We start from the raw sequence: 14,185 nt of genomic DNA on the forward strand, positions 1-14,185 counted from the left end.
ATGCTCTAGAGGAGCCAGTCATGCGTTATATCAGCACCCGCGGCCAGGCACCGGCCCTGAATTTCGAAGACGTTCTGCTGGCCGGTCTGGCCACTGACGGCGGCCTGTACGTGCCGGAAAACCTGCCACGCTTCACCCAGGAAGAAATCGCTTCGTGGGCCGGCCTGCCGTACCACGAGCTGGCGTTCCGGGTCATGCGCCCGTTCGTCACCGGCAGCATCCCGGATGCGGATTTCAAGAAGATCCTGGAAGAAACCTACGGCGTGTTTTCCCACAGCGCCATTGCCCCGTTGCGCCAACTGAACGGCAACGAATGGGTCCTGGAGCTGTTCCACGGCCCGACCCTGGCGTTCAAGGATTTCGCCCTGCAACTGCTGGGTCGCCTGCTGGACTATGTGTTGGAAAAACGCGGTGAGCGCGTGGTGATCATCGGCGCTACTTCCGGTGATACCGGCTCGGCGGCGATCGAAGGCTGCAAGCACTGCGAAAACGTCGACATCTTCATCCTGCACCCGCACAACCGCGTGTCGGAAGTGCAGCGTCGGCAGATGACCACGATCTTCGGCGAGAACATCCACAACATCGCCATCGAAGGCAACTTCGATGACTGCCAGGAAATGGTCAAGGCCAGCTTCGCCGACCAGAGCTTCCTCAAGGGCACCCGCCTGGTAGCGGTGAACTCGATCAACTGGGCGCGGATCATGGCCCAGATCGTCTACTACTTCCATGCTTCCCTGCAGTTGGGCGGCCCGGCGCGTTCGGTGTCGTTCTCGGTGCCAACCGGCAACTTCGGCGACATCTTCGCCGGTTACCTGGCACGCAACATGGGCCTGCCGATCAACCAGCTGATCGTCGCCACCAACCGCAACGACATCCTGCACCGCTTCATGAGCGGCAACCAGTACGTCAAGGAAACCCTGCACGCCACACTGTCGCCGTCGATGGACATCATGGTCTCGTCGAACTTCGAACGCCTGCTGTTCGACATGCACGGTCGCAACGGTGCTGCCCTGGCCGGCCTGATGGACAGCTTCAAGCAAGGTGGCGGTTTCAGCGTCGAGCAGGAGCGCTGGACCGAAACCCGCAAGCTGTTCGACTCCCTGGCGGTGGACGACGCAGAAACCTGCGAGACCATCGCTGAAGTCTACGCCCAGACCGGCGAGCTGCTGGACCCGCACACCGCCATTGGCGTCAAGGCCGCGCGCGAATGCCGCCGCAGCCTGGACATCCCGATGGTGATTCTCGGCACCGCGCACCCGGTCAAATTCCCGGAAGCGGTAGAGAAGGCCGGGGTTGGCAAGGCGCTGGAATTGCCGCCGCACCTCACCGACCTGTTTGAGCGTGAAGAGCGTTGCACGGTATTGGCCAATGACCTGAAAGCGGTACAGGCGTTTGTCAGCCAGCATGGCAATCGCGGCAAGCCACTCTGAGCCAACGGCTTTGCGTGGTGGATCAAGCCCGTCTTCGTGACGGGCTTTTTCATTCTGGCGAGCCATACTTGCGCGGCGACCAACAAGAATAATCAAGGAAACCCAACCGGTGTATTTATCGACCCGAGCACACGCGTGGCTGGCATGTGTGCTGCTGCTTGGCCATGGTTCGGCAAGCCTCGCGGCTGTCAGCCTGCCGTTCAAGCTGGTGCCGGCGTTCATTGCCCTGGAGCCCATGCCCCTGACGGCCAGCGAGCAGCAATGGCTGGCGGCCCATCGGCCACTGAGAGTGGGCATTTCGATTGATGACTATCAGCCGATCGATATCACCCGCGACCGCAATCGCTACCAGGGCATCAGCGCCGATTACCTGGGCCTGATCGGCGCGCGTCTGCATGCACCGATGCAGGTCCTGGGTTTTGCCGAGCGGGCGCAAGCGGTGGAGGCCCTGCGGAGCGGCGCCATCGATATTCTCACCAGTGCCAACGGTTACGAGCGTGATGTGTCGGGGTTGCGCTTTACCGAAGACTACATGCCGGACCGCTCGGTGGTGGTCGTGCGCCGGGATGACAGCACCCAGAACGAGGACCTCAAGGACAAGAAGCTGGTGTTGCTGGACGGTTACGCCAACGTCAAGAACGTCCATCAGGCGTATCCCGGGAGCCACATCATGCTGGCACCGAATCTCTACAGTGGCCTCGAAGCGCTGAAGCAAGGTGATGCCGATGCGTTTATCGGCAACGAAGTGATCGTGCGCGCCTATAAATCGCTACGGCCCTACCTGGGCTTGCAGATCAAGGTGGAAAGCCGGCTGGCGCCCATCGGCTTTGCCTTTGCCACGCGGGAGGCCGACCCGCTGTTGGGGACGCTGATGGACCGGGCGCTGGCGAGTATTGATGAGTCTGTGCGGCGGGAGATCCTTGCGCGCTGGACCACCGGACTGGGGGTGGGCATTGCCGCCGAGCGCATCGCCTTGTCGGCCCCGGAGCGGGCCTGGGTACTTCAGCATCCGCATGTGGTGGTGGCGTCCCAGCAACTGTCTCCCTATGTATTCAAGGACAAGGACGGCCAGTGGGTGGGGCTGAATGTGGACTTGCTCAACCGCATTTCACGCATGACCGGCCTGCAGTTCGTGATGGAGGAAGTGTCCTCCACGGCACAGACCCTGGGGTTGCTGGAAACGGGCAGGGCGGACATGAACACCACCCTGGCCGAGAATCAGGAGCGCAAGGCCTTTCTCGATTTCAGCCATGGGTTCGGGGGCTCAGGCTGGGTGTTTATCCAGCGCGCTGACGCACCGCCAGTGGCCAGTTTGAGCGAGCTTTCAGGCAAGGTGCTGGCGCTGCCGGCACGCCATGTCCTGGAGGGATATATTCGTCGCGAGCACCCCGGGATCAAGCTGCAATCGGTGGATAACTACGTCCAGGCCCGGGAGCTGGTAACGCAGGGGCGCGCGGCGGCGACTATCCAGAGTGAAGTGGAAGTGCAGAGTTACCCGGCCGATGAGTTGCGCATCGGCCGCAGTGTCGAGGGCAAGTGGTCGGCCAACAGCCTGTCAGTGCGCAAGGATCAACCGGAACTGCTGAGCATTTTGAACAAGGCGCTGGAAGCGCTGCCGGTCGCGGAATTGAGCGCCCTGCGTTTGCGTTGGCTGGGTAGCGTACCCGTCCCGGTGCCGGCCTGGCAGCGGGTGCCGCCATGGGCCTACTGGACGGTCGCCATGGCGCTGCTGTTTGTGCTGGTGTCCCTGGCCTGGAACAGCCGGCTCAAGCGCCAGATTCGCCAGCGCCTCCAGGCCGAGCAGCGGCTCAACGACCAGTTGGCGTTCAAGCGCGCGCTGCTGGACGGCATGCCCAACCCGGTATTTGTGCGTGATCTGGAAGGACGCCTGGTGACCTGCAACACCAGCTATGAACAACAGTTGAACACCCGGCGCGAGCAGATCCAGGGCCTGACGCTGATGGAAAGCGGGCTGATGCCTGACGCTACGGCCGCGCGCCTGCATGCCGGCCACATGGAGCAATTGGCGAGCCAGCAGTCGCTGTTCGTCGACCGGCAGCTGGAGTTCAATGGCGGGGCGTTTCATGTGTATCAGTGGACGGTGCCGTTCTTCGACGCCAAGGGCCAGCTCCAGGGTTTGCTCGGTGGCTGGGTCGATATCAACGAGCGCAAGGTCCTGGAGCTCCAGCTGATGGATGCGCGGCAGGCCGCTGACGAAGCGAACTACGCAAAAAGCGCGTTTCTCTCGACCCTGAGCCACGAGATTCGCACGCCGATGACCGCCATTATCGGTCTGCTCGAGCTGGAGCAGGAGCGTGCCCAGGCTGAAGGCAAGACAGTGTCTGAAGCCCTGCGAGTGGCCCATCGCTCGGCGCGTGAGTTGATTGCCCTGATGGGTGACAGCCTCGACCTGGCCAAGATTGAAGCCGGTCATCTGCAACTGGCGCCGCAGGCCACTGACTTGAAAGGTTTCTTCGAGGGCATACAGCGCTTGTTCGAACCCATGGCGCAGAAAAAGGGCCTTCACCTGACCCTGGCATTCGACCCGAGCGCGCAAGGGTATTACTGGTTCGACCCGCTGCGCCTGCGTCAGGTTATCCATAACCTGTTGGGCAACGCGCTCAAGTTCACCTCGCGCGGCGAGGTTCGGGTCAGTGTTGCGCGCAAGCTTGACCCGGCGGGGGCCGAATATTTGCAGCTGTGTGTGGAGGACAGCGGGCCGGGCATTGGCGTCGAGCAGCAGGCGCGAGTGTTCAAGCCGTTTATCCAGGTCAGCGCGCGGACGGCTGCCGAGCACGGCGGCACGGGACTGGGCTTGAGCATCTGCCAGCAACTGGTGGAATTGATGGGAGGCAGCATCACCCTGAGCAGCGTGGTGGGAGAGGGCACGGTGGTGTGCATCGACCTGTACCTGGATCGGGTCAGCAGTGACGACGTGCCAGCATCTGCGGGTGTACCGCTGCTGGTGGCCGGCCGCAACCTGTCGGTGTTGGTGGTGGATGACCTGCCGGCCAATCGGCTGGTGCTGGTTCAGCAGTTGCAGTTCCTGGGTCATCAAGTAGTGGCCGTCGACTCGGCCGAAGCGGCCTTGCAGCGTTGGCATCATGAGGTGTTTGACGTCATGGTCACCGATTGCAATATGCCGGGCATGTCCGGCTACGCCTTGAGTGAGGCCATCCGCCGGCTGGAAGCCCAGGAGCAACGGCCACGCCTGGCGCTGGTGGGTTGCACGGCGAATGCCCTGGATGATGAACAGCAGCGCTGCCGGGAGGCGGGAATGGATGAACTGCTGGTCAAGCCCGTGACCCTTGAGCACTGGACGCGTGTGCTCGCCCGCGTCGTGCCTGCACGCTCTTTCAGCATCCAGACCCTGCGCACCATGACCCAGGCCGACGGACCGGTTTTGCAGCGGATGCTGCAGGAGCTGGCGAGGAGCCTTGAGCAGGAGCATAACCTGATGGCCTCCGCCATGGCGGACCACGACCAGGTCCGGCTGGCCGCCTCGCTGCACCGCCTGAAGGGCATATGCTGCCTGGTGGATGCGTTGCCGCTGGCCAAGGCCTGTGTGGCGCTGGAAGGGTGTATTCGGGAGCAGCGCAACGCTGAGGTTGAACTGCATTGGTTAGCGCTGCGCGAAGCATTGATCGAATTCCAGGTCGAGCTCGAGGCTTATCTGGACCCGTCCGAATAAGACATGTCCTATGGGGAAGGCACGGGGTTTTTATTAGTCTGTGCACCCTCGCTTCTCCCCGGTAACGTTTTTCATGCGCTCCCTCAACGTCCTGATCCTCGAAGATAACCCGTTCCAACTGATGGCCCTGCATCAGATGCTCAACGCCAACGGCGTATTCAATGTACGCACGGCCGAAACGGTCGACGCCGCTCGCCAGTCACTGGAGAGCAAGGGCGCGGTGGACATCGCGATTTGCGATCTGTACCTGGAGCAGGGTGATGGCCTTGAGCTGATTCGGGAAATGGCCGAGCGCCGCCAGGCTCAGGTGTTGATCCTGCTGAGCAACGCCGAGCCGGATGTGCTGGAAGGCGTGGCGCACATGGCCCGACAGTTGGGGCTCAACGTGCTCGGCTGCCTGCCCAAGCCGGCGTCGGCAACGCTGATCGGGAAAGTCCTCGAGGCGTGCCGGGAGCGCTTGCGGCCCGGGCCGCCGGTGGTGTCCTGGGAGCGGGTGCGCCAGTTGCTGGACTTGAGCGAATCCGAGCAGTTGCCGCCTTCGGCGGATCTGAGCCAGGCCGCAATCGCCCGCTGCGGCACGGTCTGGTATCAGCCCATTGTCAGCCAGGCGGGCGCGTTGCAAGGTGTTGAAGCGCTGGCCCGCTGGCAGCTTCCTGACGGCGAGTTGCTGTTGCCTGACGCGTTTCTGCCGGTGCTGGAGTTTGCCGGAATGGAAGAGGCGTTTACCTGGCACGTGCTGGAACAAGCGCTGGGCCAGGCGGCACACGTCATGCGCGAAACCGGGCAGGTGCTGCCGGTGGCGGTGAATATCCCGGGGCGGATGCTGGAGCGTCCGCACTTTCCCCAAGTGCTGCAAGGCTTGCTGCAACTTCACGGCGTGCCCGCCCGTGGCCTGACCCTGGAACTGGTGGAAACCTCGCGCCTGAACACCGACAGCGCCCACGTCACCGGCTTGCTGCGTTTGCGGATGATGGGGTGCAAGCTGTCCATCGGTGATTTCGGCGTGGGCGGCACCAGCCTGCAACGCTTGCTGGAATTGCCCTTCAGCGAATTGAAGATCCCGCCGGCGTTTGCCAGCGGCATGGCCAGGGACGATCGCAAGGCGGCAGTGGTTGCCGGCGCCATGAGCATGGCGAGGCGACTGGGTGTGGGTATGGTGGTGACCGGGGTTGAAAGCGCCGCCGACTATCACGCGGTAAGTGAACTGGGGGCTGCGTGGTTGCAAGGCTGCTTTATCGCCGGCCCCATGGACGCCGAGGCGCTCAAGCAGTGGATCGCGTTTCAGGCTAGGCCAGCCCGTGTTCCTGCACATAGATAAACAGCGCGGCGTCGTTGCTCAGGCCCAGCTTGCGCATGGCGCTGACCTTTTGTGCACTGACGGTTTGCTTGCTGCGATGAAGATTCGCGGCGATCTCGCCTACCGTCAGGCCGCCGGCCAGCAGGCGGATGACTTCCAGTTCACGGGGTGATAGTTGATCCTGGGAGTGCACACGCTCGACGCCTGCCAGGTTCAGTGACTGACTGATGGTCTGGGCCACATAACGTCGCTGCTGGCGCACCTGACGGATTGCTTCAGGCAATTCGTCTGCGAGACTGGCCTTGCTCAGCAGGCCCATGACACCCAGCTCCAGGATGGCGTGGAACAGGCCGGCGTTGTTCAGCATGGTCACCACCACGATGGGCAGGCCCGGGTGATGCCGGCGCAGTTGTTCGATCAGGCGCAAGCCGTCGGCCTGGGGCTCGGCGGGCATCATGAAGTCGGTCACCAGAATGTCGCAGGCACAACGTTGCAGCAGTTCGCCAAGGGCCTGGGGTGAGTTGGCTTCACCGACGATGGTTAGCCTCTCGTCACGTTCCAGGACTGCCCGCAGACCGATGAGGAAAATCGGGTGGTCGTCGGCGAGGACGATGCGCAATGGCTTGTCAGACGTTTCGTTCAATACAGGCTCCCGGGGTAATTCGGGGATTCTAGCCTGTTAACGCAGGAGAGGGTCTGAAGGTGCGGTTTACAAAGGTGTAAAAAACGCCGCGTCCCCGTCCGTGGGGCAGCGGCGTTTTTCGTTTCTGGCAGGCCCGGTCGGAGTGATCGTTTAGGCGAGTAGTTTCTGAGCCACTGCCATTACGGTTCCGACAGCCGTGAAGAAGCCGATGGCGATACCAACGGGATACCAGAAATTCTCTCGGGTTATCTTGTGGGATTCTGCGTTTAGCTTGCGTTGCTCGGCATAAATTCTGGATATGTCGGCGTGAATCTTCTCTAGTATTGCCTGCTCTTTTTCGTGTTCCAGCATGGTCTTCGTCCTTCGCAACGGGGCCTTTTGGTATGCGCTGTTTATCGATGTGCCGGCATGATCAGCACTCACCGAGTATAGGATTCACCCTCGGCATCAGCGCCAAAACGGCAACTCATTGAGTAAGCAGTTATGTGCTGCCGTTTTTTGCTTGTCATGTTGCAAGCGCATGCTGGACACGTCATCCCCCGGCAACCCTTGAAAGACGAAAAAGCGAACTTTCCTACGACGCAAATAGTCACTTAGGATAGATGCAGCTCCCGTTTACACGATTGTTTCCGAACTATTGAGTGGTGATCGAGATGGAAAGTATCAGCCTATTGCTCGGTGAAGCACTGAGCCCTTATCAGGTCACGCTGACCACTTCGGGTGTGCAGGGCGAATGCCTGGTGACCGTAAAGAATCCGGCCGGTGCCATCGTGGTCGAACGAGAAGTCGACCAGGCACAATTGACCGACAAGCGTGCATTGGTGGATGTGGTGGACTGTTTGCACCGCGACTTGATGATTGCCGAAGGACGCCTGGAACCCTCGGTCATGGCGGCCCTGCGCAATGCGGCCCTGACTCGGCCGATCGCCTGCGCATGAAGATTTATTTTTGTTGGGAACCTTCCTACGGCAAGGTGAGTCAGATTTTGTAACAGCGAGATCAAGCATTGTGCTCCGGTGCTTGTGGCTCGTTGTTACTGGTCTTTTTAGGCCCTTATTAACCCCGAGTTGTCTCCCCACTGCTCGGGGTTTCTTTTTGCCTGCGATTTGTCATGGGCTCGGGGCATCCTGGAAAAACGTCGGGTGGTCTTGCAGGTATTGCTCACGCATGACCGGGTCGAGCCATGAGGCGTAGGACTGTCGCAGTTGCTCCTGCGGGATCTCGCGCAGCACCTGATTGATCCGCTCGATAGCCGTGCGGCCTGAGGCGTTATCCGTGCAGGCAATCCGGGTCAGTTGATAGGGCGGGGTGCCTTTGATGGGGTAGAAGATCAGCTCTTGTGGATCAATGCCTTGTTGCAGCGCCTGGTAGCGCACTTCTGTCCAGTAACCCAGCACCGCTTCCAGCCGCCCCTTTCGTTGCATCTGCAGCAGGCTGCCGAGGGCGTCATTGCCGTAATGTGGCGCCAGTTTGTGAGCACTGGTGTGCTTCAGCGCTTCATCGATGATGGCGCCGTAGCTGCGTTCGGCGATGATGCCAAGGCGCGCATCTCGTGCATTCAAAAATGCCTCCAGGTCGAACAGTCCATCCACCACAAACGGCGCCAGCAGCGCCCGCTGACCCTGGCGGATCGTCACCCCGTTGCTCACGGCCGCGAAGGCCTGGGCGGAAAACACGATGGTTTTAGCGCGCTCCGCCGTCCACAGCAGGGACGGGTCGCAGGTAAGCGTGCCGGGGTCGCGGAGCATCTGCATGCCGCGCGCGCGGTTCACGTGGAGGATCTGATGTCGATACTCCGGCATGTGTTCGGCGAGTATCGGCAGCAGTTGGTCGAGGGCGCCCTGGCCTTTTTGCGGGCCTTCGAAAATCGTCACTGGCGGCAGGTCACGCAACAGCCAGATCAAGGTTTCCTGGGCCTGGCTCGACAGTGGCCAAGTCCCGAGCAGTGAACCCAGGAGGCAGAGTCGAATGATGAAGCGCCGGCCCATCAGATCGCGCCGTTCTCACGCAGGCGAGTAACGGCGGCCGCATCGTAGCCCAATTCAGCGAGCACCACGCTGTTGTGCTCGCCCAGCTGCGGTCCGACCCATTCACAACTGCCCGGTGTGTCCGACAGTTTGGGCACGATGCCGGGCATCTTGAAGTCCTTGCCGCCCGGGAGCTGCGCCTTGAGGAACATCTCGCGGGCCAGAAACTGCGGGTCTCCCAGCATGTCTTGCGCGCTGTAGATGCGGCTGGCGGGCACTTCGGCCTTGTTCAACTGTTCCACCACTTGCTCAAGCGGCAGCGAGTTGACCCAGCGATCAATCACCCCGTACAGCTCATCGCGCCGGCTGTCGCGGCCATCGTTGCTGGCCAGTGCCGGGTCGTTGGCCAGGTCGTCGCGACCAATGGCTGACATGAAGCGCTTGAAGATCGCGTCGCCATTGGCGCCGATCTGCACATGCTTGCCATCTTTGCTGGTGTGGATCGAGGAGGGCGTGATGCCGGGCATGATGTTGCCGGTGCGCTCGCGGATAAAGCCGAACACGTCGAACTCCGGGATCATGCTCTCCATCATCGCAAAGATCGCCTCATACAGCGCCACATCCACCACCTGGCCGAGCCCGCCATTCACTTCACGATGACGCAGGGCCATCAGCGCCCCGATCACGGCCCACAACGCCGCGATCGAGTCCCCGATGGAAATCCCGGTGCGCACCGGCGGGCGGTCCTCGAAACCGGTGATGTAACGCAGGCCCCCCATGGATTCGCCCACCGCGCCAAACCCTGGCTGGTCCTTCATCGGCCCGGTCTGGCCAAAGCCCGAGAGGCGCACCATCACCAGTTTCGGGTTCAGGGCGTGCAAGGTTTCCCAGCTCAGGCCGAGCTTTTCCAGCACGCCAGGGCGAAAGTTCTCAATCAAAATGTCGGCATCCGCCAACAGTTGCTTGAGGATCGCCAGGCCGTCCGGGTGTTTCAGGTTCAGGGTCAGGGATTTCTTGTTGCGCGCCTGCACAAACCACCACAGCGAGGTGCCTTCATACAGCTTGCGCCACTTGCGCAGCGGGTCGCCGCCATCCGGGGATTCGACCTTGATCACCTCGGCGCCGAACTCGGCGCAGATGCGCGACGCAAACGGGCCGGCGATCAAGGTGCCGAGTTCGATGACTTTCAGGCCGGCAAGTGGTTTGGCGGTAAACGACATGAGGAACCTTTCGGGCAGGGCAGGGATGTGAGCCTTTTAACATAGGCGAGTGGCGCAGTGATAAGGATGATGCAGCGCAGTATTCGTTGAATCACCTCGCCATCGGTTAGACTTGCCGCCTTTCCCTGTCTCTAGAAGTCCGTTCATGGCCCAGCCGTCCACGACCTACAAGTTTGAACTCAACCTCACCGACCTTGACCGTTCGGTGTACGAGAGCGTCAAGCAGACCATCGCCCGCCACCCTTCGGAAACCGAAGAGCGCATGACCGTGCGTTTGCTGGCCTACGCGCTTTTCTACAACGAGCAGCTGTCTTTCGGTCGTGGCCTGTCAGATGTAGACGAGCCGGCGCTGTGGGAAAAAAGCCTGGATGATCGCGTCCTGCACTGGATCGAAGTCGGCCAGCCGGACGCGGACCGCCTGACCTGGTGTTCCCGCCGTACCGAACGCACGACCTTGCTGGCCTACGGCAGCTTGCGCGTCTGGGAAGGCAAAGTGGTGCCGGTGGCGAAGAACCTGAAAAACGTGAGCATCGCCGCCGTACCCCAGGAAATCCTGGAAGTCCTGGCCAAGGACATGCCCCGGGTGATCAAGTGGGACGTGATGATCAGCGAAGGCACGATCTTCGTGACCGATGACCGTGGGCAGCACGAAGTCCAGCTGGAATGGCTGGCTGGCGAGCGCGGCTGAAACGTCGATAACTGATTGGACGCTGGTCGAGTGTGGGAGCTGTCGAGCTTCAGCGAGGCTGCGATGCAGGCGCTGCGGTCTGACAGGTACACCGAGGTGATCCCATCGCAGCCTCGCTGGGGCTCGACAGCTCCTACAAGGGATCACCGCTAATTTCAACATTAAAGAGAAGCTTCCGTCACCCCATGCGTATCGATCCTCGCCCGTTGCCCGCCGTCCTGCCATTCCTCGGTGAATTGCCACCGTTGTTGACCCGTCTCTACGCCGCACGCGGGGTGCAATCGGAAGCCGAGCTGGATAAAAGCCTGGCGCGGCTGATCCCGTATCAGCAGCTCAAGGGCATCGATGCTGCGGTGGACTTGCTGGTGACGGCCCTGGAGCAGCGCCAGCGGATCCTGATCGTGGGTGACTTCGACGCCGACGGCGCCACCGCCAGCACCGTGGGCACCCTGGGCCTGCGCTTGTTGGGCGCCGCCCACGTCGACTACCTGGTGCCCAACCGTTTCGAATACGGCTACGGCCTGACCCCGGAAATCGTCGCCGTGGCCCTGCAGCGCCAGCCACAGCTGCTGATCACCGTGGACAACGGTATCTCCAGCGTCGAAGGCGTGGCGGCCGCGAAAGTGGCGGGGCTCAAGGTGCTGGTTACCGACCACCACTTGCCGGGCGACGAACTGCCCGCAGCCGACGCCATCGTCAACCCGAACCAGCCGGGCTGTGAATTCCCCAGCAAGGCCCTGGCCGGTGTGGGCGTGATTTTCTACGTGCTGATGGCCCTGCGTGCGCGCTTGCGCAGTTTGGGTTGGTACGAGAACAAGCCGCAGCCGAATATCGGCGAACTGCTGGACCTGGTGGCCCTGGGCAGCGTGGCCGACGTGGTCCCGCTGGACGCCAACAATCGCATCCTGGTCTACCAGGGCCTGGAACGCATTCGTGCCGGTCGTGCCCGGCCGGGGATCAAGGCGATCCTCGAAGTAGCCAAGCGCGATCACGCCCGCATCACCTCCACCGACCTTGGTTTTATCCTCGGCCCGCGCCTGAACGCCGCCGGGCGCCTGGATGACATGAGCCTGGGCATCGAATGCCTGCTCACCTCGGATTTCGCCGCCGCCCGGGAAATGGCCGCGCAACTGGACGGCATGAACCAGGACCGCAAGTCCATCGAACAAGGCATGCAGCGCGAGGCCCTGGCCCAGCTCAAGGACTTGCCGGTGGAGTCGATGCCGTATGGCTTGTGCCTGTTCGACCCGGAATGGCACCAGGGCGTGATCGGCATCCTCGCCTCGCGCATGAAAGAGCGTTACTTCCGCCCGACCATCGCCTTTGCCGACGCCGGTGACGGCCTGCTCAAGGGCTCCGGACGCTCCGTGCCGGGTTTTCATATCCGTGACGCGCTGGCCGTGGTGGCCAGCCAGCATCCGACGTTGATCGCCAAGTACGGCGGCCACGCCATGGCGGCGGGTCTTACCTTGCCCGAGGCCAACTTCCCACTGTTCGCCGAGGCCTTTGACGCCGAAGTGCGTCGGCAACTGCGCGAAGAAGACCTGACGGGCCGGCTGCTGTCCGACGGCACCCTGGCGGTTGAAGAGTTTCACCTGGAACTGGCCCGCGCCCTGCGCAACGCCGGGCCGTGGGGCCAGCATTTCCCAGAGCCGTTGTTTCACGGGGTGTTCCAACTGGTGGAGCAGCGCGTCGTCGGCGAGCGCCATCTGAAGGTGGTGCTCAAGAGCGAGTGTGGATCGGTGAAGCTCGATGGCATTGCTTTCGGCATCGACCGCGAGATCTGGCCCAATCCCACCATTCGCTGGGTGGAACTGGCCTACAAGCTCGACGTGAACGAGTTCCGTGGCCAGGAAACCGTGCAACTGATGATCGCGCATATCGAGCCGCGCTGAACCCTGTGCAATCCTCTGTTGTCGACTAGTCTCTAAGCACTGTGTGATCGGTCTTGTGACCTTGTCTTATTTCAGCCCGCCGGGGACGGGTTTTTCGTCGACCTTTCAAACAGAACCCTGGAGCCTGCCCACTGCATAAAAGAGGTGCCCCATGAGTCTGCTGCTTGAACCCTATACCCTGCGCCAACTGACCCTGCTCAACCGCATCGCCGTGTCACCAATGTGCCAGTATTCCAGCGTCGATGGCCTGGCCAATGACTGGCACCTGGTGCACCTCGGCAGCCGTGCCGTCGGTGGCGCCGGGCTGATCTTTACCGAAGCCACCGCCGTGACTGCCGATGGCCGCATCACCGCCCAGGACCTGGGCCTGTGGAACGACGAACAGATCGAACCGCTGCAACGCATCACGCGCTTTATCAATGCCCAGGGCGCGGTGGCGGGCATTCAACTGGCCCACGCCGGGCGCAAAGCCAGCACGCACCGGCCATGGATCGGCAAGCACGGCAGCGTCAAGCCGGAAGATGGCGGCTGGGTGCCGGTGGGCCCTTCGCCGATTGCCTTCGATCCGCAGCACACTTCCCCCAAGCAACTCGATGAAGGGCAGATCCAGCAAGTGATCGCTGACTTCGTCGCTGCCGCCAAGCGCGCGTTGACCGCCGGTTTCAAAGTGGCGGAAATCCATGCCGCCCATGGCTACCTGTTGCATCAATTTCTTTCGCCCCTGAGCAACCAGCGCCAGGACCAGTACGGCGGCTCGTTCGAAAACCGCATCCGCCTGGTGCTGCAAGTGACCACGGCGGTGCGTGAGGCCTGGCCGCAAGAGCTGCCGCTGTTTGTGCGGGTCTCGGCCACCGATTGGGTCGAGGACGGCTGGAACCCGGATGAAACCGTCGAACTGGCGCGCCGCCTGAAAGACCTGGGCGTCGACCTGATCGACGTCTCCTCGGGTGGCACCGCGGCCAATGCGGAAATTCCTACCGGGCCCGGCTACCAGACCCGCTTTGCCGAGCGTGTGCGCAAAGAGTCGGGAATCGCCACCGGCACCGTGGGCATGATTACCGAGCCCGCCCAGGCCGAGCACATCTTGCGTACCTGTCAGGCCGATATCATTTTCCTCGCCCGTGAACTGTTGCGTGACCCGTACTGGCCACTGCATGCCGACGATGACCTGGGCGGGCGCAAAGCGACCTGGCCGGCGCAGTATCAGCGGGCTACGCATCGCGACCAGCCGATTCATGAGTCGGACTTGCGGGATTAACCTTGCGTAGGAAAACGCCTGAAGCTAATGTCGAAACTATGACTCTATTACTGAACGCCTCGATTATTCCCACCCTCCAGGAGAGGGTGGGCTGAC

The 14,185-nt window shown here is 61.9% G+C and carries 11 protein-coding genes; 7 read left to right on the plus strand and 4 right to left on the minus strand.

The window, feature by feature from the left end:
- The first annotated feature begins 20 nt into the window (after positions 1 to 20).
- From thrC to HX801_RS00905, 3 genes are all read left to right on the plus strand, one after another.
- The gene (gene thrC, locus HX801_RS00895) at positions 21 to 1,430 is read left to right on the plus strand and encodes a threonine synthase (protein WP_003209579.1); all 1,410 of its coding nucleotides are present in this window, start codon (positions 21 to 23) and stop codon (positions 1,428 to 1,430) included.
- A gap of 109 nt (positions 1,431 to 1,539) precedes the next feature.
- The gene (locus HX801_RS00900; RefSeq protein ID WP_177021409.1) at positions 1,540 to 5,121 is read left to right on the plus strand and encodes a transporter substrate-binding domain-containing protein; all 3,582 of its coding nucleotides are present in this window, start codon (positions 1,540 to 1,542) and stop codon (positions 5,119 to 5,121) included.
- Positions 5,122 to 5,194: 73 nt separating this feature from the next.
- Complete coding sequence (locus tag HX801_RS00905; RefSeq protein WP_177021410.1) at positions 5,195 to 6,439, plus strand: EAL domain-containing protein; 1,245 nt, start codon at positions 5,195 to 5,197, stop codon at positions 6,437 to 6,439.
- On the opposite strand, the gene HX801_RS00910 is transcribed toward HX801_RS00905, so the two are convergent.
- Together HX801_RS00910 and HX801_RS00915 are read right to left on the minus strand one after the other, a co-directional pair.
- Positions 6,408 to 7,061 (minus strand): response regulator transcription factor, encoded by a 654-nt coding sequence (locus HX801_RS00910; protein WP_003209573.1) that lies wholly within the window; start codon positions 7,059 to 7,061, stop codon positions 6,408 to 6,410. The two genes, HX801_RS00905 and HX801_RS00910, sit on opposite strands and share 32 nt — an antisense overlap.
- A 150-nt stretch (positions 7,062 to 7,211) precedes the next feature.
- Positions 7,212 to 7,412 (minus strand): hypothetical protein, encoded by a 201-nt coding sequence (locus HX801_RS00915; protein WP_003209572.1) that lies wholly within the window; start codon positions 7,410 to 7,412, stop codon positions 7,212 to 7,214.
- 302 nt (positions 7,413 to 7,714) lie between these two features.
- On the opposite strand from HX801_RS00915, the gene HX801_RS00920 reads away from it, so the two are divergent.
- Positions 7,715 to 7,999 carry a DUF3509 domain-containing protein gene (locus HX801_RS00920; protein ID WP_003209570.1) on the plus strand — a complete coding sequence of 95 codons (285 nt, stop codon included), beginning with the start codon at positions 7,715 to 7,717 and terminating at the stop codon, positions 7,997 to 7,999.
- A 171-nt stretch (positions 8,000 to 8,170) separates the two neighbouring features.
- On the opposite strand, the gene HX801_RS00925 is transcribed toward HX801_RS00920, so the two are convergent.
- A complete protein-coding gene (locus tag HX801_RS00925; RefSeq protein WP_177021411.1) occupies positions 8,171 to 9,049 on the minus strand; it encodes a TIGR02285 family protein in 879 nt (292 codons plus the stop codon).
- Positions 9,049 to 10,248, minus strand: a complete 1,200-nt coding sequence (locus HX801_RS00930; protein ID WP_102605531.1) for a CaiB/BaiF CoA-transferase family protein — start codon at positions 10,246 to 10,248, stop codon at positions 9,049 to 9,051. Before HX801_RS00930 ends, HX801_RS00925 begins: the two co-directional genes overlap by 1 nt.
- A 145-nt stretch (positions 10,249 to 10,393) precedes the next feature.
- Here HX801_RS00930 and HX801_RS00935 point away from each other — a divergent pair, with 145 nt between their 5' ends.
- The 3 genes from HX801_RS00935 (at position 10,394) to HX801_RS00945 (ending at position 14,089) form a co-directional block, all read left to right on the plus strand.
- On the plus strand, positions 10,394 to 10,936 hold the full coding sequence (locus HX801_RS00935) for a YaeQ family protein (protein ID WP_003209567.1): 543 nt from the start codon (positions 10,394 to 10,396) through the stop codon (positions 10,934 to 10,936).
- 185 nt (positions 10,937 to 11,121) lie between these two features.
- Positions 11,122 to 12,831, plus strand: coding sequence for a single-stranded-DNA-specific exonuclease RecJ (gene recJ / locus HX801_RS00940; RefSeq protein WP_003209565.1), 1,710 nt, complete (start codon positions 11,122 to 11,124; stop codon positions 12,829 to 12,831).
- Positions 12,832 to 12,982: 151 nt separating this feature from the next.
- A complete protein-coding gene (locus HX801_RS00945; RefSeq protein ID WP_003209564.1) occupies positions 12,983 to 14,089 on the plus strand; it encodes an NADH:flavin oxidoreductase/NADH oxidase in 1,107 nt (368 codons plus the stop codon).
- Positions 14,090 to 14,185: the final 96 nt, after the last annotated feature.

Source organism: Pseudomonas sp. G1002 (assembly GCF_013385455.1).
GTDB lineage: Bacteria > Pseudomonadota > Gammaproteobacteria > Pseudomonadales > Pseudomonadaceae > Aquipseudomonas.